This is a genomic window from Janthinobacterium sp. BCJ23 (assembly GCF_059617945.1).
In genome coordinates this window covers 785,355-806,192 of the sequence record NZ_JCAQAW010000002.1, presented here as the reverse complement: position 1 = coordinate 806,192, position 20,838 = coordinate 785,355, and the positions used below count along the sequence as shown (strand labels likewise).

20 protein-coding genes are annotated in these 20,838 nt (G+C 63.9%); 14 read left to right on the top strand and 6 right to left on the bottom strand.

From position 1 onward, the window contains the following. Positions 1–2 precede the first annotated feature (2 nt). From AC54AG_RS09655 to AC54AG_RS09630, 6 genes are all read right to left on the bottom strand, one after another. Positions 3–1,208 (bottom strand): type II secretion system F family protein, encoded by a 1,206-nt coding sequence (locus AC54AG_RS09655; protein WP_034755309.1) that lies wholly within the window; start codon positions 1,206–1,208, stop codon positions 3–5. Then, positions 1,208–2,911 carry a GspE/PulE family protein gene (locus AC54AG_RS09650; protein WP_496630163.1) on the bottom strand — a complete coding sequence of 568 codons (1,704 nt, stop codon included), beginning with the start codon at positions 2,909–2,911 and terminating at the stop codon, positions 1,208–1,210. Before AC54AG_RS09650 ends, AC54AG_RS09655 begins: the two co-directional genes overlap by 1 nt. Positions 2,912–2,918: 7 nt before the next feature. After that, positions 2,919–4,295 (bottom strand): tetratricopeptide repeat protein, encoded by a 1,377-nt coding sequence (locus tag AC54AG_RS09645; protein ID WP_496630162.1) that lies wholly within the window; start codon positions 4,293–4,295, stop codon positions 2,919–2,921. Further along, positions 4,292–6,241, bottom strand: a complete 1,950-nt coding sequence (mshL, locus tag AC54AG_RS09640) for a pilus (MSHA type) biogenesis protein MshL (protein WP_496630161.1) — start codon at positions 6,239–6,241, stop codon at positions 4,292–4,294. Before mshL (AC54AG_RS09640) ends, AC54AG_RS09645 begins: the two co-directional genes overlap by 4 nt. 107 nt (positions 6,242–6,348) lie before the next feature. Then, positions 6,349–7,728: an ExeA family protein gene (locus AC54AG_RS09635; protein WP_496630160.1), complete on the bottom strand. Its 1,380-nt coding sequence runs from the start codon at positions 7,726–7,728 to the stop codon at positions 6,349–6,351. Beyond that, on the bottom strand, positions 7,725–8,453 hold the full coding sequence (locus AC54AG_RS09630) for an ABC transporter ATP-binding protein (protein ID WP_496630159.1): 729 nt from the start codon (positions 8,451–8,453) through the stop codon (positions 7,725–7,727). The genes AC54AG_RS09635 and AC54AG_RS09630 overlap by 4 nt, the downstream gene beginning before the upstream one ends. Before the next feature lie 213 nt (positions 8,454–8,666). On the opposite strand from AC54AG_RS09630, the gene AC54AG_RS09625 reads away from it, so the two are divergent. The 14 genes from AC54AG_RS09625 to AC54AG_RS09560 all read left to right on the top strand — a co-directional run bounded on the left by AC54AG_RS09625 (position 8,667) and on the right by AC54AG_RS09560 (position 20,822). Then, positions 8,667–10,370, top strand: a complete 1,704-nt coding sequence (locus AC54AG_RS09625) for a GspE/PulE family protein (protein ID WP_070305056.1) — start codon at positions 8,667–8,669, stop codon at positions 10,368–10,370. Between the two features lies 1 nt (position 10,371). Then, the gene (locus AC54AG_RS09620; protein WP_219329961.1) at positions 10,372–11,607 is read left to right on the top strand and encodes a type II secretion system F family protein; all 1,236 of its coding nucleotides are present in this window, start codon (positions 10,372–10,374) and stop codon (positions 11,605–11,607) included. Further along, a complete protein-coding gene (locus AC54AG_RS09615; protein ID WP_331776302.1) occupies positions 11,607–12,113 on the top strand; it encodes a type II secretion system protein in 507 nt (168 codons plus the stop codon). The genes AC54AG_RS09620 and AC54AG_RS09615 overlap by 1 nt, the downstream gene beginning before the upstream one ends. 76 nt (positions 12,114–12,189) lie before the next feature. After that, positions 12,190–12,669, top strand: coding sequence for a type II secretion system protein (locus AC54AG_RS09610; RefSeq protein ID WP_070305051.1), 480 nt, complete (start codon positions 12,190–12,192; stop codon positions 12,667–12,669). Between the two features lie 143 nt (positions 12,670–12,812). Continuing rightward, on the top strand, positions 12,813–13,367 hold the full coding sequence (locus AC54AG_RS09605) for a pilus assembly FimT family protein (protein WP_070305075.1): 555 nt from the start codon (positions 12,813–12,815) through the stop codon (positions 13,365–13,367). Continuing rightward, complete coding sequence (locus AC54AG_RS09600) at positions 13,357–13,914, top strand: type IV pilus modification PilV family protein (protein WP_070305050.1); 558 nt, start codon at positions 13,357–13,359, stop codon at positions 13,912–13,914. Before AC54AG_RS09605 ends, AC54AG_RS09600 begins: the two co-directional genes overlap by 11 nt. Beyond that, positions 13,911–14,813: a prepilin-type N-terminal cleavage/methylation domain-containing protein gene (locus AC54AG_RS09595; protein WP_219329959.1), complete on the top strand. Its 903-nt coding sequence runs from the start codon at positions 13,911–13,913 to the stop codon at positions 14,811–14,813. Before AC54AG_RS09600 ends, AC54AG_RS09595 begins: the two co-directional genes overlap by 4 nt. Next, positions 14,810–15,262, top strand: a complete 453-nt coding sequence (locus AC54AG_RS09590; protein WP_496630157.1) for an agglutinin biogenesis protein MshP — start codon at positions 14,810–14,812, stop codon at positions 15,260–15,262. The genes AC54AG_RS09595 and AC54AG_RS09590 overlap by 4 nt, the downstream gene beginning before the upstream one ends. Positions 15,263–15,393: 131 nt before the next feature. Then, positions 15,394–16,353 (top strand): type IV pilus biogenesis protein PilM, encoded by a 960-nt coding sequence (locus AC54AG_RS09585; RefSeq protein WP_219329957.1) that lies wholly within the window; start codon positions 15,394–15,396, stop codon positions 16,351–16,353. Continuing rightward, the gene (locus AC54AG_RS09580) at positions 16,350–17,012 is read left to right on the top strand and encodes an MSHA biogenesis protein MshI (protein ID WP_496630156.1); all 663 of its coding nucleotides are present in this window, start codon (positions 16,350–16,352) and stop codon (positions 17,010–17,012) included. The genes AC54AG_RS09585 and AC54AG_RS09580 overlap by 4 nt, the downstream gene beginning before the upstream one ends. Further along, positions 17,012–17,710, top strand: a complete 699-nt coding sequence (locus AC54AG_RS09575; protein WP_496630155.1) for a type II secretion system protein M — start codon at positions 17,012–17,014, stop codon at positions 17,708–17,710. The genes AC54AG_RS09580 and AC54AG_RS09575 overlap by 1 nt, the downstream gene beginning before the upstream one ends. Beyond that, positions 17,695–18,096 carry a hypothetical protein gene (locus tag AC54AG_RS09570; RefSeq protein ID WP_051991629.1) on the top strand — a complete coding sequence of 134 codons (402 nt, stop codon included), beginning with the start codon at positions 17,695–17,697 and terminating at the stop codon, positions 18,094–18,096. The genes AC54AG_RS09575 and AC54AG_RS09570 overlap by 16 nt, the downstream gene beginning before the upstream one ends. A gap of 38 nt (positions 18,097–18,134) precedes the next feature. Then, positions 18,135–19,919, top strand: coding sequence for a pilus (MSHA type) biogenesis protein MshL (mshL, locus tag AC54AG_RS09565; RefSeq protein WP_034756218.1), 1,785 nt, complete (start codon positions 18,135–18,137; stop codon positions 19,917–19,919). Further along, positions 19,920–20,822 (top strand): ExeA family protein, encoded by a 903-nt coding sequence (locus tag AC54AG_RS09560; protein ID WP_034755331.1) that lies wholly within the window; start codon positions 19,920–19,922, stop codon positions 20,820–20,822. Positions 20,823–20,838 lie beyond the last annotated feature (16 nt).

Below are 20,838 nucleotides of genomic sequence, written 5' to 3'. Positions count from 1 at the left end.
CCTCAGGTCTTGATTGTACTGATGGTGTCGTAGATCGGCCCCAGCACCGACAGCATGATCCAGCCCAGCAGCAGGCCCAGGATGACCGTCATGGTCGGCTCGATCATGGCTTGCACTTTTTCAATCAATTCCTTCACTTCGCGGTTGTAAAAGTAACTGACATTGCGCAAGGCCGTGTCCAGCGATCCCGTGGCCTCGCCCACCTTCAGCATGCGGATCACGAGCGGCGGGAAGATGCCCGTGTGCTGGAACGCGGCCGTCACGCCGTAACCCTCGCTGATCAGCTGGGCGGCGCGGCGCAGGCCTGCCGCCACCACCTGGTTACCGGCGATGCCTTCGGACAGGCGGATGCATTCGAGTATCGTGATGCCGGAAGCATACATCAGGGCGAAAAACGTGGCGAAGCGGGCCAGGATGATCTTGTGCAGCACGGGTCCGACCAGCCACAGCCGCAGCTTCAAGCCATCCCAGGCATAGCGGGCCGCCTCGCTGCGGCGGATGAGCGCGCGCAGCCCGAAGAACAGCAGCACGGGCAAGGCCAGCAGCACATACCAGTAATTGATGAAGACATTCGACACGGCAATCAGCACGCGCGTGTGCAGCGGCAGCTCGCCGCCCATGTTGCGAATGAACGCCGTCAGTTGAGGCACCAGATAGATCATCAGGAAAAACGTCACGGCCGCCACGACGATGGCCACGATGACCGGGTACATGATGATCTTGCGCGTCTGCGAGGCCAGCTCGTCCTGCCATTTCAGACTTTCCGACAGGTTCTTGAAGACTTCGGCGATCTTGCCGCTCTGTTCGCCCGCCAGTATCAGGCTGGTGAACGTGGCGTCGAAGATGTCGCCATGCTGGGCCAGCGCGCCCGACAGGGGCAGACCGCCTTCGATGCTTTCGATCAGATCCGTGACGACTTCGCGCAGGCGCGGGTGGTCCGTGCTTTCGCGCAAGTCGTTCAAGCCATCCAGGATGGGCACGCCCGCGCCCGTCAATTGCTCCATGTGGAAGCAGAAATTGATCAGGTCGCGGCGGTGGATGACACGCTTGCCCAGCAGTACCAGATACTGGCCCGTGATCTTGCAGTCGATCAAGTCGAGCTGCATGCGGTGCAGGCGCGCTTCCAGGTCCGGCACGTTGGCCGCCTCCATGCTGCCGGGAATCAGTGTGCCGGCGGCATCCATGGCGCGGTAGACATATTGCGCCATCAGGCCAGCCTTTCCGTCAGGTCGACCACGCGGCCCACTTCTTCCAGCGTGGTGACGCCTTCCATCACGCGGCGCATGCCGTCGTCGACGATGCCCTTGAAGCCGCCCGCGCGCGCCGCGTTTTTCAATTCGCGCGAACTGGCGCGGCGCGCCGTCAATTCATCGAGTTCGGCCGTCATCTTGAGGATTTCCATGATGGCCAGGCGGCCCTTGTAGCCCTGGTGCGCGCAGCGCTCGCAACCGACGGCGCGGCAGATGGACACGGGCGCATCGGTTGCCGCCAGGCCCAGCAGGCGGCGCTCGACGTCGTCGGCGATCACGGTTTCCTTGCAGTGCGGACACAATCGACGCACGAGGCGCTGCGCCACGATGCCGATGATGTTGCCGGCCATGATATCGGGCAGGATGCCGATATCGAGCAGGCGCGAGATGGAGCCGATGGACGAGTTCGTGTGCAGGGTGGAATACACCTGGTGCCCCGTCATGGCGGCGGCAAAGGCCATTTCCGCCGTTTCGCGGTCGCGGATCTCGCCAACTAAAATGATGTCCGGGTCTTGCCGCATCATCGAGCGGATGCCGTCGGCAAAGCCCAGCTTGACGGATTCGTTGACGGAGGTCTGGCGTATCATGTTCATCGGATACTCGACCGGGTCTTCCAAGGTCATGATGTTGACGCTTTCCGTATTGATGTGATTGATGATCGAATACAGGGTCGTGGTCTTGCCGCTGCCCGTCGGACCCGTCACGAGGATCACGCCGTCGGGCCGCGCGATCATGAGTTTCAGCAAGTTCAGTTCCGACTCGGCCAGGCCCAGGGCATCGAGCGGCACGATGCCTTTCTGACGGTCCAGCACGCGCAGCACGAAGTTTTCGCCATGCGTGGTGGGCTGCGCCGACGCGCGGAAGTCGATTTGCCGCCCGGAAAACTTGATGCTGATGCGCCCATCCTGCGGCGCGCGCGCCTCGGCGATATTCATGTTCGACATCACCTTCAGGCGCACGGCCATGGCCGGCCAGTACGATTTGTGCAGGCTGCGGATTTGCCGCAGGATGCCGTCGATGCGGTAGCGGATGCGCAGGAACGACTGTTCCGGTTCGAAATGGATGTCCGAGGCGCCGTTTTGCACGGCATCGGCCAGCAGCGCATCGATCAGGCGCACCATGGGCTGGCTGTACTCGTCCGACGGCGAGGCCATGCTCTGGTAGCTGACTTCGCCCGTTTCGATTTCATGCAGGATGCCGTCGATCGACAGTTCAAAACCATAGTACTGGTCGATGGCGCGCGAAATGTCCGACTCGTTGACGAGCACGGTGGAAATCGTGATGCCCTTGACCAGCATGGCGCTGATCTGGTCGAGCGCGACGATGTTGCTGGTGTCGGCCATGGCCAGGATCAGATTGTCCGCCTGCCGTTCATACACGATGGGGAAGACGCGATAGCGCTTGGCCACGTCCTTCGGGATCAGTTTCAGGGCGATGGCGTCGACCACCAGGCTCGACAGGTCCGCGCTGACCTGTTTCAGGTTTTCGCTGAGCGCCTCGCGCACGGTGGCTTCCGTAACGAAACCGAGCGTGATCAGCAGCTTGCCCAGCGGTTCGCTGCTGCGCCGCTGCTCGATCAGGGCGATGCGCAGCTGGTCTTCGCTGATCACGCCTTTCTGGATCAGCAATTTGCCCAGCGGAAGTTTTGCCTGTTCTGCCATGTAATGCTTATTCCTGACGGGGTGTGATGGTGGCCGGCTCGGCCAGTTCGCGCAAGCGCGTTTGCACGACGGCCTGGTCGAACGCGGCCGGCGTGGTCTGCGCCAGGGTCAAGGCGCGCTGGTAATAGGTGGCGGCCAGTTTCGGCTGGTTCAGCCGGTCCAGGCCCACGGCCAGGTTGAAGGCATAGTCGGGATTGCCGGGCGCGGCGCTGTAGGCGCGGAAAAATTGCTGCTGCGCTTCGTTCCAGCGGCGCTGCTTGGCGTACACATTGCCCAGTGCAAACAGCACGGGGCCGCTGTCGGGGGTACGCGCCAGGATGGCTTTCAGTTTTGCCTCGCTCTGCACGACGTCGCCCTGGCGCAGGCCGATCAGGCCGGCCAGCGCTACGCCATCATCGGGATTGATTTCCAGCAAACGCACGTACAGCGACGCCGCCTGCGCGCCCTGGTTCTCGCGCTGGGCCACGGCTGCCAGGCCCAGCAGCGCATCGCGGTTGTTGGCGTCCTGCTGCAGCACGCTTTCATATTGCTGGCGCGCCGCGCCCAGCTGGCCTCCGTTGAAAGCCTGGTAGGCTTGCTGCACGCCGGGGTTGATCTGCGGCGCCGTATCGTTGCGTACTACCTGAATCTGGCTGTTGTCGGGCGCGGCCACCGGTGGCAGGCTGGGCGGCGCAGGCGGCTGCAGTTGCGCCAGCTGGGAGGCCACGGCCGCTTGCGCGGCGGCCTGTATCATCGCCTGCTGTTCCGCCGCGCCGGCCGGCTGGCGCTGTTCGCGCGGCATGTCCTGCGGCAGCGGTGCGGGCGCCGTGGCATCCGGCAGGGCGCCGCCGGCCCCGGGCAGCACCACGATGGGCCCGGCAACGCCGGACGTGCCCGGGGCGTCCGTCAGCGGCATGGGTACACCGGGCAGGTTGGCGCCCGCGCCGGGGCTGCTGCTGGCGCGCCAGTACCAGTACGCCATGGAGCCGGCCACCAGCAGCAGGATCGCCAGCAGCACGGCCAGGCGCACGGTGGCCGGGTCGACGCTGATGGGACCGGTGGGACCTTTCGGTGGCGGATTGCTGCGGCTGGCGCGTGGCTTGGCGGGCGGTGGTTCCGGACGGGCGCGCGGTGGCTCGGGGGGCGGGCCGGCTTGCGGACCGGGCTGGGCGCTACTCGGCTCGGGCTGCGGCGCCGGAGCGTCCGGCAGCGGTTCCAGGCGCAGGGTGCTTGCCGGCTGCACGGGCGGTGGCGCAACCGGCGCGGGACGGGGCGGCGGGGCGTCGGCCGGCGCCAGTTCCAGCACCTGGTCGTAGGCTTCGGACGGCTTTTCCAGTTCCTCGTCGGAAAGGCTGTTCTGCTTGGCGCGCTCGGCTTTCTTGAGCGCCTGCATCAGCAAGCTCATGGGACGTCTCCCTGCAGGCGTGCCTGCGGCTGGACTGCGGGCGCCGGCGGGCCATCCGTGTACGGCTGGCTGTTGAGCGGCGCCTGGCCGGGCAGCAGATAACGGTAGTCGCGGTAATCGCCCTCGACGCTGGCATCCTTGACGACGACGGGGCGCATGAAGATCACCAGTTCCGTCTTGCTGCTTGCTTCATTACGATAGGTAAACAAATTGCCGACCAGGGGCAGGCTGGACAGGCCCGGCACGCCATCCTTGGCATTGTCGACGGAGTCCTGCATCAGGCCGCCCATCACGGCGATCTGGCCATTGCCCACCTTCATGATCGACTCCAGTTCGCGCGCCTGGATCACGGGCACGCGGTTGCGCACGTTTAGCGCGGCCAGGGCCGGATTCGGGTCCTGCTCATAGCCGACGATGCGCGTGATGGTGGGGCGCACGTTCAGGGTCACTTCATCGCTGTCGGAAATCTGCGGCGTGACGCTCATGACGAAGCCGACGGGCACGGTTTCCAGTTTCGATTCATACGTGGCGGGCGTGGTGATGGTGCCCGTCGAGCTGATCACGGCAGGCGTTACCTTGATGGTAAAGAAGACATTGTTGTCGACCACCTTCAGCATGGCCGTCTGGTTGTTGAGCACGCTGATCTTCGGGCTGGACAGCACTTTTACCTTGCCGAACGACTCGAGCAGCTGGATGGTCGTGCTGAAACTGTCCTTCAGATAATTGAGCACGAAGATACCCGGCGTGGCGCCGGGCGTGACGCCGCTGCTGAGGGCAGTCGTACCCACTTGCTGCTGCCGCAACTGCAAGCTGCCCGTCAGGCGCGACCAGTTGATGCCTTGCTGGTATTCATTGCTCAGGCGCACTTCCATGATGGTCGCCTCGATCAGCACTTGCCGCTTGGCGCTATGCAATACCGCATCGAGGAATTCGGCGATCTTTTCGTGCTGGCGGCCCGTGGCTCGCACGGCGATCAGGCCGCCTTCCACGTTGACGACGACCGACGAGGGGCTGCCCTTGTTGGCCAGTTTCAGCAGCGGCAGGCCGTTCGCGTCGAGCGGCTGGGACGGGTTTGCGTTGGTATTGCCCTGCTGCTGGCCTGGCGCAGACTGGCCGCCAGTCTGCATCGGCGCCTGGCTGCCGTATTGATTGCCGGCCTGATTCTGCTGCTGGAAAGGCTGGCCTTGCTGTCCCTGCTGTCCCTGCTGCCCTTGTTGACCGGGCATGCTCGTCAACTGCTGGTTCAGCTGCGCCAGCGGGTCCACCTGCACATCGTTGAGTGTGGTCTCGCGCAGCAGGTCGCGGATATTCTTTTCCAGGCTGTACCAGAAATTGTTTTCCGAACGATTCACGACCAGGGTGGTCGAGTTGTTATTGCCGTTGCCGCCGCTGCCTTGCGTGCCGCCGACGGGGTTGCTGGCGCTGTTCGACCCGCCGCCCGCCGTGGAAATTTGCGTGGCGATATTCACGCTGCTGTTGGTGCTGCGCGCCATGTTGACGTAATCGACCTTGTAATTGCGCCATACGGGCGCGTCGGGCAGCACCGTCAGGTTCTTGCCATCGATTTCGTAGCGCATATCGACTTGCTTGCCGATACGCGTCAGCAGTTGCGGCAGGGTCTGGTTCAGCGCATTCAGGGTGACGCTGCCTTCGATCTGTGGGTGGATGTCGATATTCATGCCCGCGTCGCGCGCCAGCGCAAACAGCAGCGATTGCACGGGCACCTTGTGCACGGTGACGCTGTAAGTTTCCACTTTGGGTGCTGGCAGGGGCGCGGCCAGCGCGCTGCTTTGCTGCACCGGTTCGGGAATGGCGCCGGCTGGGCGGGGCGGGGTATTGATGTGGGCAGGCGACAGCGGCGTTTGATGCGTGGCGCAGCCGGCCAGCACGGTGCTGCAGGCGAGGGCGACCCAGGAGGCCAGCACAGGAATAGGGTGTTGATTCATGAAAAGTTCGCCCTTGAAGTCGTGTTGTGCTTTTGTAATTTTACCCAGCATGATCGCCTAAAAGCAATCGGCTGTGCGGGCCAGGAAGGCAATATACCGAAATAAAGTCAGGGGGCGCCACGTCCCGTTTGTGCCGGTGTCGCGGCTTTCATTTCCGCACGGATACTGTCTATGTCGTACAGCAATATTTTCTGTGGCGACGTTGGGGCCAGCCGGGCCCAAACAGCTTCGGCGCTGGCCCGGTCGGCGAAGCTGCCGTAGACGATATCCAGGCGCCCGGCGGCGCTCGCGGACGCCGCGCCGGGCAGGCGAAAAACGTGCAGGTCGCGCAAGCCGATGGCTTGCTGTGCCTGCTGCAGGAAAGCTTCCGCCGCGGCCGTTTCGGTGGCGGGCAGGCTGGTGATGTGCAGCACCAGTTGCAGCGGTCCTTGCCGCGCCAGCCAGCCGCGCGATTCGGCCAGCTTGCTGTCGAGCAGCGTCGACGGCGCGGGCAGCGGCGCGCGCGGGACCGCGGCCGGGATCGCCGCTGTCGTCCCCGGCGCTAGCCATTGCCACAGCAGCGCAGCGGCCAGCAGCAGCATCAGTGCGCTCAGGACTCCAGCCACCAGCTTGCCCGCATGCCACGGCGGGCGGTGAAATGGGCTGTCGGCAATGGCCAGGCGCACGTGGCGCGCGCCGATTTCCTGCGAATCGTCCGCAAACGCGGCCAGCAAGGCCTTGTCGGCCAGGATATTGACCCTGCGTACGATGCCTTGCGCCGCGTGCGCCAGCCGGCGCAGGGCGGACGGTGTGAAGACGAGCGGCGCCGTGCGGCCGGCGGCGCTCAGGCGGCATGTCAGATAATCGTTCAGCAAGGCTTGCGGCAGGCGCGGCACGGTAAAACTGTGGGTGATGCGCTCCTTCAATTGGCGGAACTGGGGCAAGTCCAAGGTGTGCTGCAATTCCGGCTGGCCAAACAGGACGATCTGCAGCAGCTTGTGGCTGGCCGTTTCCAGGTTCGTCAGCAGGCGCAGCGCTTCCAGGGTGGCGCCCGGCATGGCTTGCGCTTCTTCGGCCAGCAGTACCACCTGGCGCCCCGCCGCATGCCGGGCGATCAGCTCGCCATGCAGGGCGCGCAGCACGGCATCGGCGCGGCAGTCGTCCAGTTCCAGGCCCAGTTCGGCGGCGATGGCGTGCAGGACTTCGTCCGGCTCCAGGCGGGGATTGAGCAAATACAGCACGTCGACCTGGGGCGGTAGGCGCTCGGCCAGCATGCGGCACAGCATGGTCTTGCCGCTGCCCACTTCGCCCGTCAGCTTGATGATGCCTTCGCCTTGCGTGACGGCATACAGCAGCGCGTCGAGCAGTTCGCCCCGTGTATTGCCCGTATAAAAGAAGGCCGGGTCCGGCGTGATGCCGAACGGCGCCGTGCGCAAGCCGAAATGGCGCAGATACATGCCGTGCGGCGATGGCGCGTAGTGGCTGGAAACCTGCGTGCCGGTGTTCATGCCGCGATGCAATTGAGGAAAGCCTGTTCCAGGCTGGTGCCGGCCGCACCGCCATGGCGGGCGCGGCATTCGGCGGGCGTGCCTGTAAACACGATGCGGCCCGCATGCAGGATGGCCATGCGGTCGCACAATTCTTCCACGTCGGCCAGCGCATGCGAAGTGAGCAGGGCGCCACGGCCCTGCGCGCGCGCTTGCCGCAGCACTTGCTTGAATTGCGCGCGCGCTTTCGGGTCGAGTCCGCTCATCGGTTCATCGAGCACCAGTTGCCGCTTGCCCGACAGCAGGCAGGCGGCCAGTCCCAGTTTCTGCATCATGCCTTTTGAATATGCGCGTGCGGGGCGCAGCAGGGCGTCCGGCGCCAGGTCCAGCGCATCCAGGGCTTGCTGCACGGCTTGCGTATCGGGGCGCACATCGTGCAGGCGCGACAGGTAGCGCAGGAAATCGCCGCCCGTCAGGTAATACGGTGCCTGGAAGCGTTCCGGCAGAAACGACAGCGGTTGGCGCGCCGCGCCGTGCCGGTGCGGCTGGCCGAAGATGGCGATATCTCCCCGCTCTGGCGTGCAAAAGTCCAGCAGGCATTTGAGCAGGCTCGTCTTTCCCGCGCCATTCACGCCAACCAGGCCGAACAGTTCCCCCGCGCGCACCTGCAGGTCGACGCCGCGCAGCACGGCGCTGCCCGCCAGTTGCAGATGCACGTTGTGGAACTCGATGGCGCAGGCGTTCATAGGGGCAATGGTCGGCAGGAAAGGCGGTGAACGACCGCCATTATTGCCACGGGCGCAGGTGGGCGGCAAGCGTTTCCTTGCAGTGTGTTGAAATGCGCAAAAATCAAACGTTGGAATGTATTTTCTTTAAGAAACAACAGGTTCTGGAATAAAATACCTGCGCGCGCCGCTGGCGTGTATCGTCTGTGGAATTTGTTTGTCGAGGAGTATGCAATGGCAAGGCCAGAGAAAGTCCGGCTCGGTGAAATTTTGGTGCAGCAGAAACTGCTGACGGAAGAACAGTTGGGCCAGGCCTTGACGGAACAGAAGCGTTCGGGACGCAAGCTGGGCCGCGTTTTTGTCGAGCACGGCTTCGTCACGGAAGAGCAGATTTCGGGCGCGCTGGCGCGCCAGCTCGACATTCCCTACATCAATCTGAAGTTTTTCAACATCAATCCCGAACTGGTGCGGCTGCTGCCGGAAACCCAGGCGCGCCGTTTCCGCGCGCTGGTGCTGGAAGACCGCCGCGAAGGCTTGCTGGTCGGCATGTCCGATCCGACCGACCTGTTCGCGTACGATGAAATTTCGCGCCTGGTCAAGCGCCAGATCGAGCTGGCTGTGGTCAATGAGACGGAAGTGCTGGCCGCCATCGACCGCATCTACCGCCGCACGGAAGATATCTCGACCCTGACGCGCGAGCTGGAGCAGGACCTGGGCGACGTGTCCGTCGACTTCGGCGCGCTGGCAGCCAATCCGGGCCTGGAAGAGGCGCCCATCGTCAAGCTGCTGCAATCGGTGTTCGAGGATGCCACGCAGGTGCGCGCTTCGGACATCCACATCGAGCCGCAGGAAGGCCGGCTGCAAATCCGTTTCCGCATCGACGGCGTGCTGCACCTGCAGACGGAAGCGGACAGCAAGATCGCCAGCTCGCTGGCGCTGCGCTTGAAACTGATGTCGGACCTCGATATTTCCGAGAAGCGCCTGCCGCAGGATGGCCGCTTCGCCATCCGCGTGAAAAACCAGCGCATCGACGTGCGTATTTCGACCATGCCGACGCAGTACGGCGAATCCGTCGTGATGCGTCTGCTGAACCAGGGCGGCACGACCTTGCGCCTGGACGCCATCGGCATGCCGCCCAAGCTGGTGCAGCAGTTTCGCGCCATCGTCAGCCGCCCGAACGGTCTCGTGCTGGTGACGGGGCCGACCGGCAGCGGCAAGACGACGACCTTGTATTGCGCCTTGTCCGAACTCAATTCCGTGGAAAAAAAGCTCATCACGGTGGAGGACCCCGTCGAGTACCGCTTGCCCGGCATTAACCAGGTGCAAGTGAACGAGAAGATCGAGCTGAACTTTGCCAGGGTGCTGCGCTCGGCCTTGCGGCAAGATCCCGACATCGTGCTCGTCGGCGAGATGCGCGACCAGGAAACGGCGCAAATCGGCCTGCGCGCCGCCATGACGGGCCACTTGGTGCTGTCGACCCTGCATACGAACGACGCCATCAGCACGCCGCTGCGGCTGATGGACATGGGCGTACCCCGCTACATGGTGGGCAGTTCGCTGCAAGCCGTGCTGGCGCAGCGCTTGGTGCGCGTGATCTGCGAAAGCTGCAGCACGCCGTACCAGCCCACGCCGAACGAATACGAATGGCTGCGCCTGGAACTGGGCGAGCTGGTCGAGCGCAACCAGTATTTCCACGGCAAGGGCTGTTCGCATTGCAACGGCATGGGTTACCGGGGCCGCACAGGCGTGTACGAATTGCTGGAAATCACGCGCGCCGTGGCCGATGCCGCCAACCATGCCGACCCATCGCATTTCATGAAGGTGGCGACGGCGCAGATGGCGGGCGAAACCTTGCGCCGCCACGCCGTGCAACTGGTGGTACAGGGCCGCACGACGGTGATGGAAGCGATGCGCATCAGCAACCAGAGCGAGGATTGAGGTGCCGTTTTTCTCCTACAAGGCACGTAGCGCCAGCGGCGAACTGCTGACCGGCGTGATGGAAGGCGCCGACAGCGGCGCCGTGGCCGACCAGTTGATGGCGGGCGGTAGCACGCCCGTCGATATCAGCGCGACGAAACAGACGGTGACGAAGGCCGGCGCCAACCAGCTGGGCTGGTGGGCCAGGCTGACCGAGAAAAAAGTCACGCCCATGGACGTGCAGCTGTTCAGCCGCCAGCTGTACACCCTGCTCAAGGCGGGTGTGCCCATCATGCGCGGCCTGGCCGGCTTGCAGGAGTCCGCCATCAGCCCAGCGTTCGGACGCATCATCAAGGATGTGCGCGAGTCGCTCGACGCGGGGCGTGAGCTGTCGGCCGCCATGGCGCGCCATCCCACGATCTTCACGCCGTTTTACTTATCGATGGTGCGCGTGGGCGAAATGACGGGGCGCCTCGACGAAGTGTTCCTGCGCCTGTTCAACCACCTGGAATTCGACCGCGACATGCGCGCGCGCGTGAAAACGGCGACGCGCTACCCGACCTTCGTCGTCTTCGCCATGCTCGCCGCCATGATCGTGGTGAATATCTTCGTCATTCCCCAGTTCGAGAAAGTGTTCGCCAGCTTCCACGCGGAACTGCCCCTGATGACGCGCATCCTGATCGGCACGTCGCGCTTCACGGTGGCGTACTGGCCCATCCTGCTGATGCTGGGCGTGGGCGGCTTTTTCGGCTGGCGCGCCTGGCTGCGCACGAAAGAGGGCTTATATAAATGGGACCGCGCCAAGCTGCGCCTGCCGATCGCCGGCAAGATCATCCTGAAGGGGACGATGGCCCGCTTTGCGCGCAGCTTCGCCTTGTCGAGCACGAGCGGCGTGCCCATCGTGCAGGCACTGACCGTGGTGTCGCAAACGGTCGACAATACTTATCTGAGCGCGCGCGTGGAACAGATGCGCGACGGTGTCGAGCGCGGCGAAAGCATCTTGCGCACCTCGGTCGCGGCCAGCGTGTTTACGCCCGTGGTACTGCAGATGATCGCCGTGGGCGAGGAATCCGGTTCGCTCGACGACCTGATGGACGAGATCGCGGACATGTACGAACGCGAAGTCGACTATGAATTGAAGACCCTGTCGGCGCAGATCGAGCCGATCTTGATCGTCTTCCTCGGCGCCATGGTGCTGGTGCTGGCGCTGGGCATCTTCTTGCCGATCTGGGACCTGGGCCGGGCGGCCCTGCACTGATGGCAAAGCCGTTCCGCCAGCGCGGTTTCACGCTGTTCGAGCTGGCGGTGGTGGCGGGCGTGTTCGCCATCCTAGTGGCGGTATTGTTGAACCGGGTCGGCTATTACCAGCAGCAGGCGCAGCAGGTGGCCGTGGCCCAGATGCTCGGCGTCTTGCGCACCAGCTTGCGGGTGCAGGTGCTGCAGCTGTACCTGGCGGACCGGCGCGACAAAATGCCGGCGCTGGCGCGGCAAAACCCGTTCGACTGGCTGATGGATAAACCGGCCAACTACCTAGGCGAGTTCGCGCAGCCGGACCTTGCAAAATTACCGGCAGGGAATTGGTTGTACGACAAAAAAGAACAAAAAATTATCTATTTGTTTAGTAATGGCAATATTTTTCCCACTACAAGGGTTGATTCAGTGAAATTTAAGGTAACCTTGCCGGGTGCGGACGCCGATCTTGACAAGCTCTCCCGGGAGCCCGATATCGTGGTGTGGAAATCGCCGGACTCGGCAGCAAACTGACGCGCTTCCTGGTCTGGTGCAGCGACAGTTTCATGGCGTTGGTTTTGATGTTTTTATTTGATTTTGGAGAGCAGGTATGAATAAGTCTTTACGTAGTATGAAAAGCGGCGCCCAGGCAGGTTTTACCCTGATCGAACTGATCGTCGTCATCGTGATCCTCGGCATCCTGGCGGCGACGGCGATTCCTAAATTTATCGACATGTCGACTGATGCGCGCGTGGCCAAGATGAATGCGGCCGCTGGCGCCGTCAAGGCGGGTGCGGCGCTGTACCATGCGCAATACCTGGTCAACGGCGACTCGACTAAAGCGGTCGTGATGGAAGGGAAGACCATCAAGGATGCGTTTGGCTATCCTGCGGCCAGTGCTGACGGCATACAAGAAGCTGCTGGCTTGTCGGTTGATGATTACAATGTCACCTTTGCCGGCTCCGTCATGACCGTTGCGGTAGACAAGGCCACGACACGCGCCAGCTGCTCGGTAGTGTACACGGCGCCTGCCGCTGCAGGCGGAGCACCTGTTATCACGGTCAATGCAAAAGCCGAAAATTGCGGCTAAACATATAAGCACACAACAAGGAAAGTCAGGCCACGCCAGCCTTCCTTGCGCACCACCAGCCCAACCCAGGCGCCAGCCCGTTGGGCTTTTTTACGGGCCATCCATTGCAGCAGCCACCGACAGTTTGTCCGCATCGCCACGCAGTGCCGCCAGGCTCGCTGAGGCGTACGCCTGCGCGCGGCTTCACCTTGATCGAACTGGTGGCCGTGATGGTGATCGCGGGCTTGCTGGCGACCTTTGCCGTCAACCGGTTTTTCCAGCGCGACACGTTCGACGCGCGCGGTTTTGCCGACCAGGTGACGAATATCGTGCGCTACGGGCAAAAGCTGGCTGTGGCGCAAAACCGTGCCGTGTTTGTCAGCATCGATGCCAACAAGGTGGCCCTGTGCTTCGACGCCGGCTGCAGCGATGAGCAGAAGGTGGTGCCGCCGACGGGCAACAACAGCGGCAGCAAGGAGACGCTACAGCATTGCCTGGGTAGCAATTGGCTGTGCGAAGGCCGTCCTTCCGGCGTTACCATGTCCACCGATCCCGTCAAGTCGGCAAGTTTTTATTTCGACGCGCTGGGCCAGCCATATGCGCTGGCCAATGTGTTTCCTGACGCATCGACCTTCCCGGGCCCGCTGCAAATCAGCATCCAGAGCAATGGCCTGACGCGTACCGTCACGGTTGAAGGGGAGACCGGCTATGTCCATTAGCCAGCGTCGCCAGCGTGAACGTGGCGTGACCCTGATCGAACTGGTGCTATTCATCGTCATCGTCGGCCTGGCTTCGGCCGCCATCCTCGGCGTGATGAGCCTGACGACGCAACACAGCGCCGACCCGCAGCTGCGCAAGCAGGCGCTGGCGATTGCCGAAAGCATGCTGGAAGAAATCCAGCTGGCGCGGTTTACGTTTTGCGATCCGCAAGACCCGGCCGCGGAAACGGCCGCCAACCCCGCCGGCTGCGCTATCCCGGAAGTGGCCGGACAAGAGGCGGGCGGCGCGGGGCGTCCTTTCGATAACGTCAATGATTACGTGGGCGCGTATGGCGCAGCCACGGACTACAAGACGGATGCGCAGGGCGCCGTCTGGGCTGCCGGCTCCCCCCAGACATATGTTGCATCGGTAACGATCACTCCCGTAGCCCTGAATGGCTTACCTGCCACGGAAGGCCTGCGTATCCAGGTGGTCGTGCCGTATGCCGACCAGCAGGTCGTGCTCGACGGCTATCGCGTGCGCTATGCGCCGAACAGTATTCCATGAAAAATTTCCTTGACACCAGGCGCCGCCCGCGCGGCTTTACCCTTGTCGAGATGGTCATCGTGATCGTCATCACGGGCATCATCGGCGCCATGGTCGCCGTCTTCATCCGCGTGCCCGTGCAAGGCTATATCGACACCACCGCGCGCGCGGCGCTGGCCGATACGGCCGATACGGCGGCGCGCCGCCTGACGCGCGACGTGCGCCTGGCCTTGCCGAACAGCGTGCGCGTGACGGGCGGCGGCCAGTTCCTGGAATTGCTGCTGACCAAGACGGGCGGGCGCTACCTGAGCGACAGCGATCCGGCCGGTCTGGGCAATGTGTTGAGCTTCGAGACCCCTCCCGCCGCCGGCGTTCCGGCGAGCTTCACCGTCGTCGGCGCCATGCCCGCCAATGCGCTGGGCGCGCGCCAGGCGATCAGCGTGGGCGACCAGATCGTCGTCTACAACCTGGGTGGAGCTTTCGCGCCGAACAATGCGTATGCGTGCAGCGCGGTAAATGGCTGCAACCGCGCGCCCGTCACGGGCGTGGCCGGCCGTGTCGTCACCTTGGGCAGCTATCCTTTCACGACGGCGCCCGCGCCGCTGCCGTCGCCGTCGAACCGTTTCCAGGTGGTGTCGACGCCCGTCACCTATGCCTGCAATCTGGCGACCGGGACCCTGACCCGTTACGACGGTTATGTGATCCAGGCCGCCCAGCCGGCTGTGGAAGGCACCGCGCCGCTGGTGGCGGCGAATGGCGCCCTGCTGGCGCGCCAGGTGACGGCGTGCGCTTTCAGCTATACGGTGCTGGCCAATGTGCAGCGGGGCCTGGTGAATATCAGCCTGAGCCTGGGCGCGGCGAACAGCAATACTGGCGTGCTGCGCCTGGTGCAACAGGTGCAGGCGAGGAATACGCCATGACGCACTTGCTGCGCCACCACGCGCGCCGCATGCGCGGTTTCAGCCTTGTCACGGCCATTTTCCTGCTCGTGGTGCTGGCCGCGCTGGCGGCCGTGATGGTGAATATGTCCACCTTCCAGCAGACGGAATCGGCGATGGACGTGCAGGGCGTGCGCGCCGAGCAGGCCGCCCGCGCCGGCCTTGAATGGGGTTTGCAGCGGCAGATCAGCGCCGGTTTGACCGCCGGTGCGGCGTGCATCGGCGCCACCACGTTCAGTTTGCCACCTGGCACGACCCTGTCGGCGTTCAGCGTCAGCGTGCAATGCAACACGGCCACGGGACCCGGCACCTTGACCAGCTGGACCATCACGGCCACCGCTTGCAACCAGCCTGGGCCTGCCGGCTGCCCGAACGCGGGCAATAACCCCGATTACGTCCAGCGCCGCCTGCAAGCCGTGTTGTCGCAGTAAGGTCAACTGCGTGAAAAAAAGATCGCTAATTTATTGTTTTTACACAATAAAGTTGGCTTCATGAATTAAAATTGGCTGGATGCATTAACTGCGCGACAAGATCGGGCAGGCACTTACACTGGATAGTTCGCATGGGTTTATTCGCAAGAGCAAAGAAGTACGATGGCTGGCTGGCCACGGCGTTTGGCCGCGAGGGCGTCAGCGCTGTCGTGGTCGAACGTCCCGCCGGCGGCATGCCGCGCGTGCTGCGTGCCAGCTATCAGGCGGCCGCACGGCCGGCGCCGGCCGAGGTGCTGGAAAAACTGGGCAAGGAACTGCAGGCCCCAGCGCGCCACTGCACCAGCGTGCTGGCTGGCGGCGAATACCAGCTGCTGTCGCTGGAAGCGCCGGCCGTGCCGCGCGAGGAGTTGAAGACGGCCGTGGGCTGGCGCTTGAAGGACATGCTGGACTTTCCCCTGGCCGACGCCACCATCGACGTGTTCGACATTCCCGGCGACCCGAACGGCACCCAGCGGGGCAGCAGCGTGTTTGCCGTCGCCGCGCGCAACAGCGCCGTGTCGCGACGCCAGGCGCAGTACGCCGAATGCAAGATTGGCCTGTCCGTGATCGATATCCCCGAAATGGCGCAGCGTAATATCGCCACCTTGCTGGAAACGCCGGGACGCGGCATCGCCGTGCTGTTCTTCGATGGCGACGGCGGCTTGCTGACCATGAGTTTCAATGGCGAGCTGTACCAGGCGCGCCGCATCGACGTGACCCTGGCGCAATTGCAGTCGCCCGACGCCAGCCAGTACTACGACCGCGTTACCCTGGAACTGCAGCGCTCGTTCGACCACTTCGACCGCCAGTTCCATTTCATTTCGCTGGCCCGGTTGATGCTGATGACGGGCGCCAGCGACGGCTTGCACGCCTACCTGGCCGACAATCTCTACATGCCCGTCGAGCAGCTGGACCTGGCCACCGTGCTGGACTTGTCGCAGGCCGCCGAATTGCGCGACCCCGCCATGCAGGCGCGCTACTTCCTGGCCATCGGCGCGGCTTTGCGCGAGCTTGGCCCGCACCCGGGCAAGCATGAAGGGAAGGGCGCATGAGCCAGCAGATCAATCTGTTCAATCCCCAGTTTGAACTGAAAAAACACCATATGTCGGCGAGCACGGCCGGCCTGGGCCTGAGCGCGCTGGCACTCGTCTTGCTGGTCCTGGGTGTGCTGGCCCGGCAGGCAATGGCCGGCCTGGAACAGCGCGAAGCGGGCGTCAAGGCGGCACTGGCGCAAGTCGAGGCGAAGCGCGACCAGATTTTGCGCGATTACCCGCCACGCAAGAAAGAGCCGGCCCTGGCGCAGGAACTGGCGGCCGTCGAGGCGCAGCGCCAGTTGCTGCAAGACGCGGCTAGCATGCTGGACAGCGGCAAGCTGGGCAATATCCTCGGCTATGCCGGCTATTTCCGCGCGCTGGCGCAGGCCAGGGTCGAAGGCGTATGGCTGACGGGCGTGGACATCGCCGGCGCCGGCAATGACTTTGGCTTGCAGGGCCGCGCCTTGCACGCGTCGCTGCTGCCCGCGTACATCACGCGCCTGGGCCAGCAGGAAATACTCAAAGGCAAGAGCTTTGCCAGCCTCGACATCAGCCAGCCTGAGCAGCCGGCCGTGGCCGAGGGCAAGGCGGCCAGCCTGCCTTACGTCGCGTTCAGCCTGCAGTCGGCGGAGCGTGCTGTCACGCCGCCCAAACCTGTTGCGGGAGGAACACGCTGATGCTGCCCTTGCTGAAGAAATGGGCCACCGCCTTCGATGCCCTCAGCCGGCGCGAGCGGCTGATGGTGTTTGGCGCCGGTGCGGCCGCCGTTCTGTTCGTATTTTATTTCATGAGCCTCAATCCCTTGCTGGCGAAGCACGCAGCGCTGGAAGCGAGCATTGCGCAAAAGCAAAGCCTGTTGACCGCGACGAACAAGGAAATCGAGCTGACCATGCTCGCCCATGCCACCGATCCCGACAAGGAAGCGCGCGCGCGCCTGCTGGCCCTGCAGGCGGAAACGGCATCCCTGGCGCAGGCGCTGCGCGAGAAGCAGCATGGCCTGGTGGCGCCCGAGCGCATGGTTACCTTGCTTGAGCACCTGCTGCGCCGGCACGCGGGATTGCGCCTGGTGTCGCTGAAAACCTTGCCCGGCAGCGCAGTCGGCGCACATCAGGCCGAAACCGCGAACGGCGAGCCGGCAGCCAAGGCGGATGCCGCCAAGGCGCCGGCCCCGGCGCCGTTGCTGCACCAGCATGGCGTGGAAGTGGTGCTGCAGGGCAGCTATGCGGACATGGTGCAATACATGCAGGCGCTGCAAGCGATGCCGACGCGCGTCTTCTGGGGCGCCGCTCACCTCGACGCTGCCAGCTACCCAAGCGCCACCCTGACCCTGACCTTACATACCCTCAGCATGGACGACACATGGATCGCACTCTGACCTTTGGTCCCGCGCTGCTGGCGCCTTTTCTTGCGTTGAGCCTGGCATGGCCGGGCGCGCAGGCGCAGGCGCTCGATGATCCGACGCGTCCGCCCGCGGCCCTGTGGGCGCCTGCCAGCGCCGCGCCCGTCGTTGCGGCCCGGCCTCAGCTGCAATCGGTGCTCATTTCCACCCAGCCGGGCGGACGCCGCCTGGCCGTCATCGATGGCCAGACGGTCAAGGTCGGCAGCAAGGTGGGCGACGCCGTGGTGACGGAGATCCACGACACGGCAGTGCTGTTGCGGCGTGGCAAATCACTGGAAACCTTCAAGCTGTACCCGAGCAGCAAGACCGATAACAAGGCCGATCGCAAGACCGATAGCAAGACCGGCAGCAAGCAGGAGTAGAAGAAGTGGCCAAGCAACTCAATCAACACAAGGCGAGCATGTTCAAGATCAGTACGATGGCGGCTGTCATCAGCGTCAGCCTGGGCCTGGGCGGCTGCAATGTCGCGCCCGTCAAGCGCGACACCTACAATGCGATCTCCGATGCCGTCAAGGGCGCGGCGGCCACCACGGCGCCAGCGGCCCAGCCCGATGCCGTGGAAGCGGCGCTGCTGCCACCCGTGGCGGCCTTGGCCCAGCAATTGCCGAAGGCCCGCGCCGCGCTCGACGAGCGCTTCAACGTGGCATTCAACAATGTGCCTGCGCGCCAGTTCTTCACTTCCATCGTGGCCGGCACGCGCTACAACATGCTGGTCCACCCCGACATCGGCGGCACCATTTCCGCCAACCTGAAGGACGTGACCCTGTTCCAGGCACTTGATGCCGTGCGCGAACTGTATGGCTACGATTACAAGGTCGAGGGGACGCAGATCTACATCAAGCCCCTGACCATGCAGACGCGTTTGTTCCACGTCAATTACCTGACGGGCGCGCGCCGCGGCAGTTCCAACCTGCGCGTCTCGTCGACGTCCGTGGGTTCGGTGGGCTCGACCAATTCGGGCGGCTCGGGCAATGGCGGCAACAACAACCAGGGCAACAACCAGAATAACGAGCAGAACCAGCAAACCAATGGCGGCCAGGGCGGCCGCACCCTGGACAGCAGCAACCTGACCACCTCGTCGACGGCCGATTTCTGGCCGGAATTGAGAGCGGCGCTGGAAGCCATCGTCGGCAGCAGCGAAGGCGGGCGGCAAGTGGTGCTGAGCCCGCAGTCGGGCGTGATCGTCATCCGCGCCATGCCGGAAGAGTTGCGCAATGTCGACATGTACCTGAAGGCCACGCAGCTGTCCGTCGACCGCCAGGTGATCCTGGAAGCGAAAATCCTCGAAGTCGAGCTCAACGACAACACGCAGACGGGCATCAACTGGGCCTCGTTCGCCTCGATCAAGAGCGGTCACACGAACCGCATCTCGACCGGCTTCATCCAGCCGGGCGGCACCCTGGCGCCGCTGCCGTTCAACGGCGGCCAGCCGCCGAACATGACCACCGGCAATGGCTTGACGGCCAGCAGCGGCTTTGGCCTCAGTTCGGCGGCCAACGCGGCCGGTTCCATGTTCGGCCTGGCTTTCCAGACGGCCAATTTCGCCGCCATGATTTCTTTCCTGGAATCGCAGGGTTCCGTGCATGTACTGTCGAGCCCGCGCATCGCCACCATGAACAACCAGAAGGCCGTGCTGAAGATCGGCACGGACGAGTTTTACGTGACGGGCGTGTCTACCACGACGAACACGACGGCCAGCGGCGCGACGACCAGCCCCAACGTGACCTTGCAGCCCTTCTTTTCCGGCGTGGTGCTGGACGTGACGCCGCAGATCGACGCGGATGGCAATATCATCCTGCACGTGCATCCGTCCGTGAGCCAGGTGTCGACCATCAGCAAGGAAATCGACCTGGGCAGCGCCGGTTCGCTGAAACTGCCGCTGGCCGCATCGAGCACGTCCGAGATGGACAGCATGGTGCGCAGCCAGGATGGCCGCATCGTCGCCATCGGCGGCCTGATGCGCCAGGCCACCACGGCGGACCGCTCGCAGGTGCCGGGCGCGGGCGATCTTCCCGTGCTGGGCGCGCTGTTCCGCAACACGGGGCAGGTGATCCAGAAGCGCGAGCTGGTGGTGCTGATCAAGCCGACCATCGTCGATGGCGCCAATAGCTGGAACGAGGACTTGCTCGATTCGGGCAAGCGCATCGAGGCGCTCGACCCGCGCCGACCGTCGGAGCGGCGCTAAATGTACCAGGCCCATTTCGGCTTGCGCGAGGCGCCGTTCGGCCTCACGCCCGATACCAGTTTCTTCTTCAACGGCCCGCAGTCGCAAAAGGCGCTCAATACCTTGCTGGTGGCGGCGCGCAATGGCGAGGGCTTCATCAAGATCACTGGCGAAGTGGGGACTGGTAAGACTTTTCTTTGCCGCAAGTTCATGCAATCGTTGGGGCCGGATTTCGTCACGGCCTACATCCCGAATCCGAACTTGCCGCCCCGTTCGCTGATCCTGGCGCTGGCGGACGACCTCGATGTGCTGCTGGAGAAAGATGCTGATCAGCATCAGTTGCTCAAGTCCCTCAACCTGCGCCTGCTCAACCTGGCGGCGCAAGGCAAGCGCGTGCTGCTGTGCCTGGACGAAGCGCAGGCGATTCCCGTCGACAGCCTCGAAGCGCTGCGCCTGCTGACGAATCTGGAAACGGAAAAGCGCAAGCTGCTGCAAATCGTGCTGTTTGGCCAGCCGGAACTCGATGTCAAGCTGGCCCTGCCGGAAATCCGCCAGCTGGCGCAGCGCATCACCTTTCACTACCACCTGGGTCCGCTGTCGCGCGACGACGTGGATTTCTATGTGGCGCACCGCCTGCGCGTGGCCGGCTTCGATGGCGCGCGCCTGTTCAGCCGTGGCGGCGTGCGCAAGCTGTACCAGGCTTCCGGCGGCATCCCGCGCCTGATCAACATCATGGCGCACAAGGCGCTGATGGTGGCGTATGGCGAAGGCCGGCAGCAGGTCAGCGGGCGCCACGTGGCGCTGGCCGCCAGCGATACCCTGGCCAGCAAGCCGCGCTTCTGGCAGAAGCCCTGGCCATGGCTGGCCGGCGCCGGCGTGCTGGCCGCCGCTTGCGGCGTGAGCTGGACTTTATTGAACCGATGACGAAGATGAGCCTGTA